Source organism: Clostridium ljungdahlii DSM 13528 (assembly GCF_000143685.1).
Taxonomy (GTDB): domain Bacteria; phylum Bacillota; class Clostridia; order Clostridiales; family Clostridiaceae; genus Clostridium_B; species Clostridium_B ljungdahlii.
The window spans coordinates 4,293,479-4,310,519 of the sequence record NC_014328.1 but is presented as its reverse complement, the minus strand read 5'-3'; the positions used below and the strand labels follow the sequence as shown (position 1 = coordinate 4,310,519).

Annotated in this window: 17 protein-coding genes; 12 read left to right on the top strand and 5 right to left on the bottom strand. The window is 32.5% G+C overall.

Going from position 1 to position 17,041, the window contains the following annotated elements:
- Nucleotides 1-2: 2 nt before the first annotated feature.
- Nucleotides 3-935: an ABC transporter permease gene (locus tag CLJU_RS19500; RefSeq protein ID WP_013240557.1), complete on the top strand. Its 933-nt coding sequence runs from the start codon at nt 3-5 to the stop codon at nt 933-935.
- A 53-nt stretch (nt 936-988) separates the two neighbouring features.
- Here CLJU_RS19500 and pdxT read toward each other — a convergent pair whose 3' ends face one another.
- Both pdxT and pdxS read right to left on the bottom strand, forming a co-directional pair.
- Complete coding sequence (gene pdxT / locus CLJU_RS19495; RefSeq protein ID WP_013240556.1) at nt 989-1,555, bottom strand: pyridoxal 5'-phosphate synthase glutaminase subunit PdxT; 567 nt, start codon at nt 1,553-1,555, stop codon at nt 989-991.
- Nucleotides 1,556-1,558: 3 nt separating this feature from the next.
- Complete coding sequence (gene pdxS / locus CLJU_RS19490) at nt 1,559-2,428, bottom strand: pyridoxal 5'-phosphate synthase lyase subunit PdxS (RefSeq protein WP_013240555.1); 870 nt, start codon at nt 2,426-2,428, stop codon at nt 1,559-1,561.
- A 351-nt stretch (nt 2,429-2,779) separates the two neighbouring features.
- Between pdxS and CLJU_RS19485 the strand changes: the two genes are divergently transcribed.
- The 10 genes from CLJU_RS19485 to leuB all read left to right on the top strand — a co-directional run bounded on the left by CLJU_RS19485 (nt 2,780) and on the right by leuB (nt 14,416).
- The gene (locus CLJU_RS19485; protein ID WP_013240554.1) at nt 2,780-4,636 is read left to right on the top strand and encodes an APC family permease; all 1,857 of its coding nucleotides are present in this window, start codon (nt 2,780-2,782) and stop codon (nt 4,634-4,636) included.
- Nucleotides 4,637-4,761: 125 nt separating this feature from the next.
- Nucleotides 4,762-4,890, top strand: coding sequence for a hypothetical protein (locus tag CLJU_RS23245; protein WP_275935558.1), 129 nt, complete (start codon nt 4,762-4,764; stop codon nt 4,888-4,890).
- A 9-nt stretch (nt 4,891-4,899) separates the two neighbouring features.
- Nucleotides 4,900-4,983: a K(+)-transporting ATPase subunit F gene (kdpF, locus tag CLJU_RS23375; protein WP_081442095.1), complete on the top strand. Its 84-nt coding sequence runs from the start codon at nt 4,900-4,902 to the stop codon at nt 4,981-4,983.
- Between the two features lie 24 nt (nt 4,984-5,007).
- Nucleotides 5,008-6,681, top strand: coding sequence for a potassium-transporting ATPase subunit KdpA (gene kdpA, locus CLJU_RS19480; RefSeq protein ID WP_013240553.1), 1,674 nt, complete (start codon nt 5,008-5,010; stop codon nt 6,679-6,681).
- A gap of 24 nt (nt 6,682-6,705) precedes the next feature.
- Nucleotides 6,706-8,769 (top strand): potassium-transporting ATPase subunit KdpB, encoded by a 2,064-nt coding sequence (kdpB, locus tag CLJU_RS19475; RefSeq protein ID WP_013240552.1) that lies wholly within the window; start codon nt 6,706-6,708, stop codon nt 8,767-8,769.
- A gap of 26 nt (nt 8,770-8,795) precedes the next feature.
- Nucleotides 8,796-9,419: a K(+)-transporting ATPase subunit C gene (locus CLJU_RS19470; protein ID WP_013240551.1), complete on the top strand. Its 624-nt coding sequence runs from the start codon at nt 8,796-8,798 to the stop codon at nt 9,417-9,419.
- Between the two features lie 35 nt (nt 9,420-9,454).
- Nucleotides 9,455-9,808 (top strand): hypothetical protein, encoded by a 354-nt coding sequence (locus tag CLJU_RS19465; RefSeq protein ID WP_013240550.1) that lies wholly within the window; start codon nt 9,455-9,457, stop codon nt 9,806-9,808.
- 43 nt (nt 9,809-9,851) lie between these two features.
- Nucleotides 9,852-12,572: a sensor histidine kinase gene (locus CLJU_RS19460; RefSeq protein ID WP_029170073.1), complete on the top strand. Its 2,721-nt coding sequence runs from the start codon at nt 9,852-9,854 to the stop codon at nt 12,570-12,572.
- A 12-nt stretch (nt 12,573-12,584) separates the two neighbouring features.
- A complete protein-coding gene (locus CLJU_RS19455; protein WP_013240548.1) occupies nt 12,585-13,283 on the top strand; it encodes a response regulator in 699 nt (232 codons plus the stop codon).
- Between the two features lie 50 nt (nt 13,284-13,333).
- The gene (leuB, locus tag CLJU_RS19450) at nt 13,334-14,416 is read left to right on the top strand and encodes a 3-isopropylmalate dehydrogenase (protein ID WP_013240547.1); all 1,083 of its coding nucleotides are present in this window, start codon (nt 13,334-13,336) and stop codon (nt 14,414-14,416) included.
- Nucleotides 14,417-14,555: 139 nt separating this feature from the next.
- On the opposite strand, the gene CLJU_RS19445 is transcribed toward leuB, so the two are convergent.
- The gene (locus CLJU_RS19445) at nt 14,556-14,789 is read right to left on the bottom strand and encodes a hypothetical protein (protein WP_013240546.1); all 234 of its coding nucleotides are present in this window, start codon (nt 14,787-14,789) and stop codon (nt 14,556-14,558) included.
- Between the two features lie 139 nt (nt 14,790-14,928).
- Here CLJU_RS19445 and CLJU_RS19440 point away from each other — a divergent pair, with 139 nt between their 5' ends.
- The gene (locus CLJU_RS19440) at nt 14,929-15,351 is read left to right on the top strand and encodes a hypothetical protein (RefSeq protein ID WP_013240545.1); all 423 of its coding nucleotides are present in this window, start codon (nt 14,929-14,931) and stop codon (nt 15,349-15,351) included.
- A gap of 223 nt (nt 15,352-15,574) precedes the next feature.
- On the opposite strand, the gene CLJU_RS19435 is transcribed toward CLJU_RS19440, so the two are convergent.
- The gene (locus CLJU_RS19435) at nt 15,575-15,991 is read right to left on the bottom strand and encodes a hypothetical protein (RefSeq protein ID WP_013240544.1); all 417 of its coding nucleotides are present in this window, start codon (nt 15,989-15,991) and stop codon (nt 15,575-15,577) included.
- Between the two features lie 101 nt (nt 15,992-16,092).
- A complete protein-coding gene (locus CLJU_RS19430) occupies nt 16,093-16,614 on the bottom strand; it encodes a ferritin family protein (RefSeq protein WP_013240543.1) in 522 nt (173 codons plus the stop codon).
- Nucleotides 16,615-17,041 lie beyond the last annotated feature (427 nt).

The following is a 17,041-nucleotide window of genomic DNA, read 5'->3' as shown; positions in this document are numbered from 1 at the left end:
ATATGAATAGTACTTTTATAATTTCAGTGTTTGCAGCGGGAGTTGTTGCAGGAACGCCCTTATTATATGCTTGTCTTGGAGAACTTTTGACAGAGAGAGCAGGAGTAATGAATTTAGGTGTAGAAGGCATGATGCTTGTAGGTGCTGTAACAGGATTTATAGTTAGCATTCATACTAAGAATCAATGGTTGGGATTTATAGCAGGAATTGCTGCTGGTGCGGCCTTAGCATTTTTTCATGCTGTCCTCACTATAAAATTAAAAGCCAATCAGGTGGCCAGTGGTGTGGCACTTACTATATTTGGAACGGGACTTAGTGCCTACCTTGGAAAATCCTACATAGGGGCTCTTCCAGCTGCTTCATTTAAAGCTATAGATATTCCGATCTTAAGTAAAATACCAGTAATAGGGACAATACTTTTCAAAAATGATCTATTGGTGTATTTGAGCTTCATACTGGTTTTTGTAATCTGGTTTGTACTTTATAAAACTAAATCTGGACTTATACTGAGAGCTGTTGGAGAAAATCCTGCTGCTGCAGATGCTGCAGGAATAAATGTTTTTTTAGTAAGGTATGCATGCGTAATTTTAGGTGGTATGCTGTCTGGGGCAGGGGGTGCCTATATATCTCTTGCTTATTCTCCTTCATGGAGTGAAAATATGACAGCAGGGAGGGGATGGATTGCCATAGCTCTTGTGATATTTGCGTTGTGGGATCCAATTCGTGCTGTAGTAGGAGCTTATATTTTTGGAATTATAAGTTCACTGGGTCTTCACCTGCAGGCTTTTGGTTTTGTTATTCCTACATATATACTACAAATGCTTCCTTATATGTTTACTTTTGTAGTTCTAATTTTTACAACTAGAGAAACTAAAAGTAGACCTTCAGCTATGCCTAAAGCTTTGGGTATTTCATATTCAAGAGAAGAAAGATAATTATTTAAAATGGTAAAAACTTAGGATTTAAATTGGAATCCTAAGTTTCTATTTTATCTGCACATCGATAGAAAATATTTGTGGAAGTTTAAGTCTTCTGTAAGTTCGGGATGAAATGAGGTTACTAAAATGTTCTTATATTTTGCTGCCACTACATGCTTACCTATACTACATAAGTTTTTAACAGTACTGCCTATGGCAGTAATAAAAGGAGCTCTTATAAAAACTAAAGGTATTTTAGAAGAAGATACCTGGGGAATTAAAGCTTCTGTACTAAAACTATTGATTTGACTTCCATATGCATTTCTTTTCACCTTAATATCCATAACTTTTAGATAACCTTCATTTGAATTTTCTATAGAATTTGCAAGCAATATCATCCCTGCACAGGTTCCCCAAGTAGGCAATCCATTTAATATTTTTTCTCGCAAGGGCTCCATCATATTTGTGTCTATTAAAAGTTTCCCTATTGTGGTACTTTCTCCGCCGGGAAGTATGATACCATCAATGTCATCCAGCTGATATGAGTTTTTTATTTCTACAGCAGCAGATTTAAGCATTTTAACATGGTGAATATGTTCTGCTACTCCACCTTGAAATGACAATACTCCGATTTTCATGATTTACCATCCTCGCTGTGCATATTTTTGATCTAAATTATTAATTTCAAGTCCAGGCATTGCTTCCCCTAGGTCTTCTGAAACTTCTTCAATTTTTTTAGGATCATTGTAATAAGTTGTAGCAAGTACTATAGCAGTGGCTCTTTTTTGCGGATTTTCAGATTTAAATATTCCAGAACCTACAAATACCCCCTCAGCTCCAAGCTGCATCATAAGTGCAGCATCTGCTGGGGTTGCGATGCCACCTGCTGCAAAGTTTACTACTGGTAGCTTTCCGTTTTCCCATACATATTTTATTAAATCATAAGGTGCTTCAAATTCTTTTGCAAGTGTCATAAGCTCTTCTTTTTTTGCACTTTTAACTTTTGATATACCATCTACCATAGTTCTCATATGAGTTACAGCTTCAATAACATTTCCAGTTCCAGCTTCACCTTTTGTTCTTATCATTGCAGCTCCTTCACCGATTCTTCTTAGGGCTTCACCTAAATTTGTAGCTCCGCATACAAAAGGTACTTTGAAGTCCCATTTATTTATATGGTAAGAGTTATCTGCAGGAGTTAAAACTTCACTTTCATCTATAAAGTCTATATTCAACTGCTGAAGCACCTGAGCTTCAACAAAATGACCTATTCTAACTTTTGCCATAACAGGTATGGATACAGATTCTTGTATTTCTTTTATTATTTTAGGATCAGACATTCTGGCTACCCCTCCCTCTTTTCTTATATCAGAGGGAACTCTTTCTAAAGCCATAACCGCACAGGCTCCAGCTTTTTCAGCAATAATGGCTTGTTCTTTATTTACTACGTCCATTATTACTCCACCTTTTAACATCTGGGCTAAGTTTTTATTTATTTCATATTGTCCCATATTATTATCCTCCTATATTATCTAAAGACTTATTGATTAAGCTATAAAATCTCCATGAACTAGTATTAATGGAGTCTATAATAAATGAATGAAATAAAGCTTTATTATTTATATATTATATTCATAATTGAGTATTTGCAAAATGTAACGGTACATTTTAAAATAAAATCTTTATAGAATCTTTATACAGGCAAGTACAATCTTAACTCAAAATTTATGCTCAAGGTGGTAATATAGTAAAATCAAAATTAGGAAATCAACTTGGCATGGGGTTTAATATAGTAATAATAACACTGAGGGGAAATACCGTATTTTGGAAATCATATGAAATTACTTTTAGAGGTGTTAAAAATGAATTTAAATTTAGGAAATGTATCGAATGCTCTTATAGGTAGAAGTTTAAAAACCGAGGAATTAAAAGGTGAAAAGTTCAATGTATTTTGGGGACTGCCAATAATGTCAAGTGATGCTATCTCCTCTGTAGCTTATGCTGGAGAAGAAATATTATTGATACTTATGCCGGTTATGGGTCTTTTATCCTATAGATATATGCTCTATGCTTCACTATGCATTATATTTTTGCTGTTTATGCTTATATTTTCATATAGACAAACTATAGATGCCTATCCAGGTGGAGGAGGTTCTTATATTGTAGCAACGGATAATTTAGGGACAACCGCTGGTCTTGTAGCAGGTGCTTCTTTAATTATTGATTATATATTGACTGTAGCAGTAAGTGCTTCAGCAGGAACTGCTGCTATAACTTCAGCGATACCATCCTTGCTTCCGCATACAGTTACTATAACTTTAGTACTTATAACAATTTTAGTAATTGGAAATTTAAAAGGAATAAGAGAATCTTCAAAGGTATTTGGAGTTCCAACCTATGTATTTATATTTTTAATATTAGTTATGCTTATATGGGGAATAATAAAAATAAATTTTATGGGATATGTACCTAAATCTAATTACAAGATACCTGATGTTTCTGGAACCATAACTATATTTCTATTTTTAAAGGCCTTTGCAGCAGGGTGTACGGCTTTAACAGGTGTGGAAGCTGTAAGTAATGGAGTTCCAAACTTTAGGGAACCATCACAGAAAAATGCTAAGATTGTGTTAATGCTTTTAGCTTTTATAGTACTTTTAATGTTTGGAGGAATTTCCTATTTGGCTACACTTTATCATGCTGTTCCAAATTCTAATGTAACTGTAGTCGCTCAGATTTCATGGCAGGTATTTAATGGAGGAATTTTATTTTATATAATTCAGGCAGCTACAGCCATTATACTTGTTATGGCATGTAATACTGCTTTTGCAGGACTGCCGCTCCTGCTTGCTCTTATGGCTAAAGATGGATATGCCCCAAGACAGTTTGCAAAACGTGGTAAAAGGCTTAATTATTCTAATGGTATAATAATGCTTGGTTTACTGGCTGCCATATTAGTTATAATATTTAAAGGAGATACTCACTACTTGCTAGGACTTTATGCTGTAGGAGTGTTTATATCATTTACTTTATCTCAGTGCGGTATGTTCAAAAGGTGGACTAAAATTAAAATAAACGGATGGAAACACAAGGCATTTATAAATGGATTAGGCGGATTATTAACTTTTGTTACAACTATTATTATAGGAGTTACCAGGTTTACTCGTGGTGCATGGGTAGTTCTCATACTTATACCTATAATTGTATATACCATGGAAAAGATAAAAAGACATTATTTAAAAGTTGCACAGCAGCTGCGGCTTTCCATGGATGAACTGAGAAAATATGAGAAGGTAAGCTTTGAGGGGCAAAAGAGATACGTAATAGTACCTATAGATACCTTAAATAAATCTTTTCTGAAAGCTTTAAATTATGCTAGAACTATATCTGAGAATATAATAATATTTCATGTTTCTGTAGATGATGAGGTCACTAATAAACTTTTAAAGAAATGGAATGAATATAATATAGGTATACCTATAATAGTGAAAAAATCTCCTTATAGAAGCATTATAAAGCCTCTTGCAAAGTTTATAGATTCTGAAGAGTATGCTGCAGGGCCTAATGATACAATAACTGTTGTTCTTCCGCAATTTGTAGTTACTAAATGGTGGGGAAATATTTTGCACAATCAAACTGCATTGTTGATTAAAACTATTCTTCTTAAAAGAAGAAATATAGCAATAGTTACAGTGCCTTATATAATAGATGAAAATTAAATAATGTTAAAAAAAGAAATTCACATTTTGTGAATTTCTTTTTTTTTGGAAATAAAACATTTATGGAATTTTTACATAGGTAGGGTTTATCTTAACTCTAATTTTATACATTAGGTGATAGTATTATGGCTAAGAAATATGGAGGAGGGATAAAGATGCTGGATATTATATTTATAATTTTGATTTTATTAGGGTTTTTTCTACTAAAATATTTTACAAAGTGGTGTGAAAATCAAATAAGTAAAAAACAATAAGTTGGAGGAATGTTTATGATCTTTTTAGTAATTGTGATTATTTTATTGTTTGGATATCTGTGCTATGCATTATTTAATCCAGAGAAGTTTTAACTATAGGATGTGGAGGTTAATAATATGGAAATATTGCAAATTGGAATTATACTTGTTATTTTTGTTCTACTCTGTATTCCAACAGGTAAATACATTTATAAAGTTGCAGAACATGAAAAAACATTTTTAGATCCTGTACTTGATAAAGTTGATAATTTTATTTATAAAATTTCAGGAATAACAAAGGAAGAAATGACATGGAAACAATACATTGGAGCTTTACTTTTATGTAATCTTGTTCCAGCTATTTTAGCATATATAATTTTGAGAATACAGTTTATGCCTGTTTTCAATCCTAACCATATAGGGGGCATGGAGCAAGGACTTACATTTAACACTGTAATAAGTTTTTTAACAAATACTAATCTTCAAGGTTACAGCGGTGAATCAGGGCTTTCTTACTTTAGCCAGATGATAGTAATTACATTTTTTATGTTTCTTGCAGCATCAACAGGGCTTTCTATAGCACTGGCATTTATGAGGGGACTTGCAGGAAAGAAAAAAACACTTGGAAATTTTTATGTAGATTATGTAAGGATTATAACAAGAATACTTCTTCCTGTGTGTATTGTAATATCTATATTTTATATTCAACAGGGTGTCCCACAGACATTATCAGCTAATAAAACAATTACTACTATAGAGGGAAAGCTCCAGGACATTCCAATGGGGCCTGTAGCAAGCTTAGAATCAGTAAAACTATTTGGAACCAATGGAGGAGGATTCTTTGGGGCTAATTCAGCTCATCCATTTGAAAATCCAACACCACTTACAAATGCTTTTGAGATAATTTCATTTCTTCTTTTTGCAGGAGCAACTGTGGTATGTTTTGGACATATGATTAAAAAGAAAAAACAGGCTATATGTATATTCTCAGCTATGAGTGTGTTATTTATAATTGGCGTTGTAATATGTTATGCAGCTGAAAAAGCAGGTAATCCTATACTTGGACATTTAGGGCTTAATCAAATTATGGGTAATATGGAAGGCAAGGAAGTTAGATTTGGAATACCTATGTCTGCACTTTTTACTACAGCTACTACGGCTACATCCTGTGGTGCTGTTAATAACATGCATGATTCACTGACACCTATAGGTGGACTTGTGGCACTTGTAAACATGATGCTCAATGTAATATTTGGTGGAAAAGGTGTAGGGTTTATGAATATGATCATGTATGCGATACTTACTGTTTTTCTGTGTGGACTTATGGTAGGAAGAACTCCTGAATTTCTTTCAAAAAAAATTGAGGGAAAAGAAATTAAATTAATAGCACTTGCTATTATTATACATCCATTTTTGATATTAATGGTTTCAGCTTTAGCACTTGTTGTACCTCAGGGAATTGCAGGCATATCAAATCCAGGATTTCATGGACTTACACAGATATTATATCAATTTTCAAGTTCAGCTGCAAACAATGGATCTGGATTTGAAGGACTTTCAGATAACACCATGTTTTGGAATACAACTGCAGGCATAGTAATGTTTTTCGGAAGATATTTGTCTATGATAATACTGCTTGCTGTATCAACATCTTTAGCTTCAAAGAAGGCAATACCTGTAACTGCAGGCACATTTAAAACAGACAATGGGGTATTTACTATAACTTTAGTATTTATTGTCTTGATAATTGGCGCACTTACGTTTTTTCCAGCATTGTCTCTTGGACCTATTGCAGAACAGCTTACATTATGAATATAAAAAGGGGATGGTGTGATTATGAAAAATAAAATTAAAAAATCTAAGTTTATTACAAAGAGCATAATGAAAGATGCAATTGTAGAAGCTCTAAAAAAATTAAATCCTAAATATATGATTAAAAATCCTGTTATGTTTGTAGTTGAAATTGGATTCTTTATATCTTTGCTTAGCACAATTTTCCCTAATATATTTGGGGACAAAGGAAGTAATTTAAGAAGTTATGATTTTATAGTAGCTCTAATTTTATTTATAACAATATTGTTTGCAAACTTTGCAGAAGCAATAGCTGAAGGAAGAGGAAAAGCTCAAGCAGAAACGCTTAAGAAAACCCGTAAGGATACTTCTGCAAAATTACTTGATTTAAATGGCAATATAACTGTTATAAATGCAAGTGAATTAAAAAAAGGTGACATAGTTTTAGTGGAAAATGGAGATATAATTCCAAATGATGGAGAAGTTGTTTGCGGTATAGCATCTGTAGATGAATCTGCAATAACTGGTGAATCAGCACCTGTTGTAAAAGAATCAGGAGGGGATTTTGCTTCAGTTACAGGAGGAACTAAAGTTGTAAGTGATTGGTTGAAAGTAAAAATAACAGCAACTCCAGGAGAATCTTTTTTAGATAAAATGATAAGTCTGGTAGAAGGGGCTTCAAGGCAGAAAACACCTAATGAAATTGCTCTTAATACTGTGCTTGTAAGTTTAACACTTATTTTTCTTATAGTACTTGCAGCACTTTATCCTATGGCTTCTTATACAGGGGTAAAGCTTTCAATATCTACTCTTATAGCTCTTTTAGTTTGCCTTATACCAACAACAATAGGAGGACTTTTATCTGCAATAGGTATAGCTGGAATGGATAGAGTTACAAGATTTAATGTTATAGCTATGTCTGGAAAAGCAGTAGAATCCTGTGGAGATGTGGATACCATGATACTTGACAAGACTGGTACCATAACTTTTGGAAACAGGCTAGCTTCAGATTTTATTCCTGTAGAACATGTATCTAAAGAAGAGCTTATAGATTATGCTGTTTTATGTTCTTTAAAGGATGATACGCCAGAGGGCAAATCCACAGTAGAACTTGGATATAAATTGGGTTCAAAAGTGGAAAAATCCAAATATGAGGACATGGAATTTGAAGAATTTACAGCACAGACTAGAATGAGTGGGGTTAATTTAAAGGATGGTACTTCTATAAGAAAAGGGGCCTATGATGCTATAAAAGATAGAGTGGGGAAATTAAAAGGAGCTATTCCATATGGACTAGATGATATTGTAAACAAAGTAGCAAGCTTGGGAGGAACACCACTTGTAGTATGTGTGGATAATAAAATTTATGGAGTTATATATCTTAAAGATACCGTAAAGCCAGGTCTTGTGGAAAGATTTCAAAGGCTTCGTGAAATTGGAATCAAAACTATAATGTGTACCGGAGACAACCCACTTACGGCAGCAACTATTGCTAAAGAGGCAGGAGTGGATAGTTTTATTGCTGAATGCAAGCCAGAGGATAAAATAGAAGCTATAAAAAAAGAACAATCAGAAGGTAAAATTGTAGCAATGACAGGAGATGGAACAAATGATGCTCCGGCACTAGCGCAGGCAGATGTGGGACTTGCTATGAATAGTGGTACCACTTCAGCTAAAGAGGCTGCCAACATGGTGGACTTAGATTCAGATCCAACCAAGATACTAGAAGTAGTTGAAATAGGAAAGCAGCTTTTAATAACAAGAGGAGCACTTACTACTTTTAGCATAGCTAATGATGTAGCTAAATATTTTGCTGTAATACCTGCTATGTTTGCAGTAGCTATACCTAGAATGCAGGTGATGAATGTTATGAAATTGGCAACACCTTATAGTGCTATACTATCTGCGTTAATATTCAATGCCATAATAATACCTCTTTTAATACCTATTGCTATGAGAGGCGTAAAATATAGACCTATGAGATCAGAGACAATGCTTTTGAGGAATATGCTTGTTTTTGGATTTGGAGGAATTATTACTCCATTTATAGGAATAAAAATTATAGATTTACTAATAACTCCATTAGTTAGAATTCTTAATTTAGGTTAGGTATTTTGAGAAAGGAAGGTTTTAATATGAAAATGCTCCAAAAATCTATTCGATTAACTATTGTTTTTATGATAATTTGCGGTATTATATATCCGCTTTTTATAACAGGTGTAGGTCAGGTATTTTTTCATAAACAGGCAAATGGAAGTATTATAACGGTAAATGGCAAAGAGGTAGGTTCTGAACTAATAGGACAGAATTTTACAGATCCAAGGTTTTTTAGAGGAAGGGTTTCGGCTGTGAACTATAACACTTATACAAAGGAAGATTTGAAGCCAGATAAGAGTGGAAAAGTAGTTTACACTGGTGTATCATCTGGATCTCAAAATTTGGCACCATCAAATAAGATGCTGCAGGATAGGGTTAAAAAGGATTTAGATGGTTTCTTAAAAACCCATCCAGGGGTAAAGAAAGAAGATGTACCTACAGATCTTCTTACAAGTTCTGGATCTGGCCTTGATCCGGATATAAGTCCTAAAGCTGCAGAGGTACAGATACCTGATGTATCTAAAGCAACAGGAATAAGTGAAGAAAATATTCGTAAGATAGTCCGTAAATATACAGAAGATAAAACTTTTGGAATTTTAGGCGAGCCTAGAGTAAATGTACTAAAAGTTAATCTTGAAATAGCCTCGATTTTAAATAAATAAGTTTTATTTTAATTGGAGAAGTAGGTGATAGTATCATGAAAAAGATGGGTGTTATAATATTATGTATAATTATTGTTGTATTTATAGTGGTTTTTGTAAAGAAAGATAATAATAAATATCCCTATATAGGTAAATATCAGTGTCCCCAGAATAATACAATTTTAATACTTGATAAAAATAATAATTATACAATAATAAATAATTTATACAGAGAAGCTGTTTATACTAAAGGCAAGTATAGCATAGAAAATAACAATATGAAATTAATGTTAAAGAAAGGCGAGACGGTTTCCTATCCAAAAGAATATATTGAAGGAAAAATTAAGGGGGATAGAATTGAATTCAATAAATTTTATGAAAAACATGTTACATTTTATCTAGAAAAATGAGAAAATAAATATGTGATATAAGTTCTATATGGAGGTGATTATTATAGATTATAATGAAAGACCTGATCCATATCGTATTTTAAACAAAGTGGAAAAAGAAGATAGTGAAAGTGAACGGGGAAAACTAAAAATATTTTTTGGATATGCTGCAGGAGTTGGAAAAACCTATTCCATGCTTAGAGAAGCACATGACATTAAAAACTTGGGAAAAGATATAGTGATAGGTTATATTGAATCCCATGAAAGATTAGAAACTATGGATTTGACTAAAGGGATTGAGAGTATAAATACTAAAGTTATCGACTACAGGGGGGTAATTTTAAAAGAATTTGATTTGGATGCAGCTCTTTTAAGAAAGCCTGAGATAATACTTGTAGATGAACTTGCCCACACCAATGCCAAGGGAAAAAGACATAGAAAAAGATGGCAGGATATAGAGGAGCTTCTTGAAGCTGGAATTGATGTATATACCACGTTAAATGTTCAGCACATTGAAAGTTTAAATGATGTAGTTGAAAGTATAACTCATATTTCCGTAAGAGAAACTATTCCAGATAAAGTATTTGATAATGCAGATAAAGTTGAAATTATAGATATAGAACCAGATGAACTTTTAAAGCGGTTTAGCGATGGTAAAGTATATGCGAGAGATCAAGTAAAGAGTGCCTTTCATAATTTCTTTACTAAAAGCAATTTATATGCTTTAAGGGAAATTGCCCTTAGGAAAACGGCTGACAGGGTAAACTATGAAATTGAAACTGCAAGGCTTTCAAAAGGTCAGATTACTGTAGTACCTGCTTCCGATCAAATACTTGCATGTATAAGTTCATCACCTTCATCTCTTCGGGTTATACGAACAGCTGCGAGAATGGCAGAAGTTTATCATTCAAAATGGATAGTAGTATATGTAGAAACTACTAAATCTCAGAAATTAAGTAAAGAAGATAGAAAAAGACTTAATTCATATTTTAATTTAGGAGAGCAATTAGGTGGAGAAGTAGTTACAATATATGGGGATGACATAGCAGATCAGGTTATACAATATGCAAAATTTAGAAATATAACTAAAATAATAATAGGTAAGAACAATAAAAAAACAAGTAAAGTATTTCACTTTTATGCAAAAGATGTAGTAGATAAACTTATGGATTCCAATTCTTATATTGACGTTTATGTAATACCAAATTCACTATATGATAGGAAAAGTAACAAGATTACTAAGAAATTTAGTAAAGAATTTAATTTATCCTTAAAGGAAGCTATTAAAGCTGCTTTAATTTTATCAATAGTAACTTGTGCTGCTATAATTTTTGACTATGTGGGTTTTTCAGAAGCCAATGTTATTATGATTTTTATTTTAGGTGTTATAATTGTATACATGCAGACTACGGGTTACTTAATGGGTATAATATCTTCCTTAGTGGGTGTATCTATATTTAATTATTTATTTGTTCCGCCCAAGAGGTCTTTTCATTTTTATGATAAAAATTATTTGATTACATTTATAATGATACTTATTGAGGCATTTGTAATAGGAAATTTGACAAATAAGATTCAGCAGGATGCGGATGAGTCCTATACTAGGGAAAAAAGAACACAGACATTGTATAGGGTCACAAGTAAACTTTTAAGTGCAGTTGGAAATTCTGATGTAGTTTCCATAGCTATAAAATATCTATCAAGACTTGTGGACAGAACTGTGGTATGTTACCTGTCTATAGATAACAAACTTTCAACTCCTTTTGTATATTATTTGGATGAATTAAAAAAGGACGACTTAATTTTAAATAAAGATGAGGCTGCTGTGGCTTACTGGAGTTTTTTGAAAGGAAGGGAAGCTGGTTCTGGTACAGATACATTTTATGGGGCAAGGGGATACTATATTCCAGTAAAAGTGCAAAATAAGATATTAGGAGTTATTGGAGTTTCCTGTGAAAAAGACTTTTTAAGCCATGATCAGAAATTTATTGTAGAAACTGTAACGGGCCAAATGGCTATTGCACTTGACAGAGAAATACTTGTAGGACAGCAGGAGAAATCTAAGGTGGAGATTGAACGTGAAAGACTTAGAAGCAATCTTTTAAGATCCATTTCTCATGATTTAAGAAGTCCACTTGCAGGAATTAAGGGAGCAGTAAGTACTATTATAGAAAATGGTAAATTTATACCAGAAAAGACTAAGGAAGACTTGCTGAATGGGATTTATGACGATACAGAATGGCTTATAAGCCTTGTAGAGAATCTTCTTAGTATGACTAAATTTGATGAGGGGAATATGAAAATCAATAAAAACCTAGAATTGGTGGAGGAAGTAGTATCAGAGGCAGTTCAAAGAAGTTCTAAATATTTTAAAGACCATAAAATAAAGGTAGAAGTTCCAAAGAAACTTATAATGGTTCCTATGGATGGAAATTTAATTGAGCAAGTACTTATAAATTTAATTCAGAATGCTGCAAAATTTTCTAAAAAACAATCGTTTATACAAATAAAAGTTTATGAAAGTGTAGACGATGTATTTTTTGAAGTCATAGATGATGGAATAGGAATATCAGATAAAATATTGCCACATATATTTGATAGATTTTTTACCAATGGCAGCAGTATAGCAGATTCAAGACGTGGTGTGGGACTTGGACTTACCATTTGTAAGTCCATAGTCGAGGCCCATTGTGGTACAATTGAAGCTGAAAACAAAAAAGAAGGAGGGGCTATTTTTAGGTTTAACATTCCTAAAGGGGAAAGTACTAGTAATGAGTTAATGTAAGGAGGAAGATTGATGGATAGTAAGCCTTATATTCTTGTAATTGAAGACGACAGACCAATAAGAAATTTTATTACAGCAGCTTTATCTTCCCAGGGATATAAATATATTGAAACAGATAAGGGAAATGAAGGCATTTCTCTTGTAATGTCACACAATCCTGATCTTATAATATTAGATTTGGGTCTTCCAGATATTGATGGAATTGAAGTTATAGAAAAAGTAAGAGGATGGTCCAATATTCCCATTATAGTTGTATCTGCAAGAGGAAATGAAAGACAGAAAGTTGAAGCACTTGATAAGGGCGCAGATGACTATTTAACTAAACCTTTTAGTATAAGTGAATTGCTTGCTAGAATTCGTGTGTCTTTAAGGCATCTTATTGTAAACAAAGATCAACATGAAATATTGAATAATTTTAAGGTAAAAAGGCTATCTATAGATTTCGATAAAAGACGTGTAACTGTAGAAGGTAAAGAGATACATTTAACTCCTATAGAATATAAAATAATGGCACTTTTATGTAAGTATTCAGGAAAAGTGCTGACTCATAATTTTATTATTCGTGAAATATGGGGTTCATCCTTGGGAAGTGAAACTAAATCATTAAGGGTGTTTATGGCAAATTTAAGACGAAAGATAGAAAAAGATCCTGCACAGCCTGAGTATATATACACAGAAGTTGGAGTAGGCTACAGGCTTGCAGATGAGTAGTATAAATGAATTATGTATAAATTTTTAATAAACATTTGGAGGAAAATGAGATGAAATTCAATGTAGCACTAATACCAGGAGACGGAATTGGACCTGAAGCTATTGAACAAGCTGTTAAAGTATTAGATAAAGTTGGAGAAATATTTTCACATGAGTTTAAATACACAAAAGTTTATGCAGGAGGATCAGCTGTTGATAAATATGATAAGCCCCTTCCAGAAGAAACTTTAGATATTTGTAAAAAAAGCGATGCAGTTTTACTTGGGGCAATAGGAGGAGATAAGTGGAGCAATCTTCCTTTAAATAAAAAACCAGAAAAAGCACTTTTGACTTTGAGAAAAGAATTAGGACTTTATGCAAACTTGCGTCCTGCAGTACTGCAAAGATCATTAAAAAATGATTGCCCTTTAAAGTCTGAACTTGTAAAAGATGGTATTGATATGATTATAATAAGAGAATTAACTGGAGGAATGTATTCTGGTGAGAAAGGAGTAAGGCAGGGCAAAGATGGAAAAGAAGCTTATGATGTTGAGTGCTATAGTGAAAATACAGTTAGAAGAATAGCTTCAAAGGCTTTTGAAATTGCACTTAAAAGAAGAAAAAAGGTAACTAGTATTGATAAAGCTAATGTTTTAGAAAGTTCCATGCTTTGGAGAAATACTGTAAATGAAGTAGCAAAAAATTACCCTGAAGTTGAGTTAGAACAGATATATGTAGATAGTGCCTCAATGAAAATCTTAAAAAATCCTGGTGCATTTGATGTAGTATTGGCATCAAATGCATTTGGGGATATTATAGCAGACGAAGCTAGCCAAATAGTTGGATCTATTGGAACCTTGCCAGCTGCAAGCCTTGGGGAGAAAAGCTTGGGAATGTTTGAGCCAAATCAAATACATTCTTCCGTGCAGGATATTGCTGGGAAAAACACGGCAAATCCTATAGCTGTAATAATGTCTTCTGCCATGATGCTTAGATACTCATTTAATTTAAATGAAGAAGCTTCTGCTATTGAGAAAGCTGTATCAGAGACACTTGAAAATGGTTATAGAACTAGAGATATGATGACTGATGGAATGAAACTTGTTGGAACTAGGGAAATGGGAGATGTTATAGCTAAATTGTTAAGTAAGTAAAGGCGAGTTAGAATTGAATTTGAGATGCTAAAATTAATAATATACAGCTTATGCATAAATGTTTTATGTACAAGCTGTATATTGCTAAACTGCACTTTAACTAAGATAATTTGACCTAGGAAATTATGTCTTGATGCAGCTATTTTAGGTCATTAAGTTGCTTTTTTAAGTCATGAATTTGATCTTTTTTACTCTGAATTGACTCGAGGTACTGCATCTGGGCTGCGATAGAAAGCACAGTAGCTCCAGTTGATGCAATTACGTTTCCAAGAACATTTATTTCATCTGCACTTTTATCTTTAGTTATAACAATAGCTATAAAAGTACTAAGTACTGCAAGCTGTGTAGGGGATATTGTGTTTAAACAAGACATTTTATTCACACCTCTAATATATATTATATGAAATTAATATAAATGACACACTAAATTATTTAGGCATTTGAAAGAAAATAGGCTAGCGTGCTGACTAGTTATTGCTTTAAAAATACATTATAGTTGGGAGGGTAAGATTATGAAAGAATTTGGGAAACTTTTAGGTTGGGTTGGATTTTGGGCGTATTTTATATTACTCCTTAATTTCTTTATAAAGTACATAAATAGGAAGTATATGAAGAAGTTACCCAAAGATAAAAAACAGTATGAGCGTGTATATAAAGTCTTTATGAAGTACATTGTAAAATATCACAAGTTGGTTGGAATTATAGGAGTTATAGCTGTAGTGTGTCATGGTTATTTTATGTATAAATATAAGGGAATTTCTATACCGGGACTTGCTGCAGCTGTAGTTATGATTGTAACAGCATGTTTAGGAATATATGGACTTAAAAGTAGGAATATGAAGGGAAAATGGCTTATGGATCATAGGATATTAGCGTTTTTTCTCATATTCCTAATACTATTTCACATAATGTTTAAAAAGTTTCTTATGGTATAGAATTTCTAAGTGTGATTTCAATTTTGTTATTATATTTTATATAGAATTTCAATTAGAATCACTATATAGTTTCTTTAACTTAAAAGTCAGCTTATACACAGGTATATTTTTACAATAATGAAGCTCTTTTAAATATTTAACGAGCTGAAGGTTATAAAAAATATTCTGAGTATAAGCTTATTTTTAATTGGTAACTATGTCAGTTATATTTTTAGGATAAATATTAACGGCACATAAAACTTCTTATTTGACGTAAATCCATTCCAAAATAAACCCATCTATTTCTATGCCATCTATAACCTGAAATAGATCTTCTTCCTACATGAGTTAACCATGCCCAGAATCCATTGCCTCTATTTGGCCAAATATAAACGAACTTAAATAAGCATCGTCTTATAGAACCTGGATCTACAAATTTTGTACTTGAACCAGGTGCTAAGTTTTGAGGTGCTTGAGGAATATTGGATGGAGGAGGACCTGGTGGAAAGTTATCTCGCTGTCTGCTCATACACATAGGGGTATGGTTTGAGGAAAATCGTAGGTAAGGACATACGAAATCATCATCTAAATAATCTAATTCTTCGGGTTCATCATCTTCTCTAGCTTCATCATCAAATCTGAAGTAATCATAATCGTACATGTATACAACTCCTATTTTTTACTCTTAATTAAATAGTATGTTATTGTGAGTTATATAGTTACAAATCAATGAAAAAAATTTACATATACATAGTAGTTAAGTTAGAATTGTTCCTTAGAACAGTTTGATGTATATATAAAGTTATATAGACTAGCATGTCTTAATTCATCTGTTATTATTTCAATAAGCATGTTTATGTGTTTTCTGTTATTAAGTGCAAATAATATTTTTCTATATTTTACAACTGCATTTAGTTCTCCATTTAAGGCACGTTTAATGCCGCTGCAGAAAGAATCGGGAGTATTAAACTCTACATTTTCAGGAGAAGGAATCATATTTCCCGTTAATTCATAGTAAATAAATCTAAACATTTTGTTATGCTTTTTTTCATTGTCCCTGATACCAGATATAATTTTTTTAGATTCATTTTCAGGAGCATTTTTTATTAAATAGTCGTAAAAAAGTTCATCTTCTCTTTCTCCAGAGATAGCTTCTTCTATTAACTTTAGTGCAGAATTGAAGTTGTCTGGATAAGTGTATTCATCTAAATTCAAGTCCATCTGAGAAACATTGTTAGGAAAGTTCATACCACAGCGAGTAAAGGGACACATATAATGTTTCATTTTCAACTCTCCAAAATATAAATTATAGTAGTATTTTATGATAGAAGTTATAAAAAGTGAATGAGGATAAACAGAGTTCTTGGCATCAGATGGAGTTTTGACTCCACCTGATGCTTATTAACAGGCTTCTTAGTGCTTCAGCACTTAGAAGGCGTTATCCTTTAGGGAAAATCGTTATCCAGGGACGTAACTGCTCTTTACTCCCATTTGGAGAAAAGCAGATATCCCAAATCTTTGATTTGGTGATAGTCGCTTTCACAGAGTGCGTGGGAGTATTAGAGCAGGTAGTCATCGGATAAATAAGTTACTTTAATGCAATATACTGATATATTAAACTACCATATTGTAAAAAAGTAATTTATTAATCTAGAATTAAACTTTTTTCATTTATGTAAATTTTATCTAAAATTGATTTATAATATAAGTA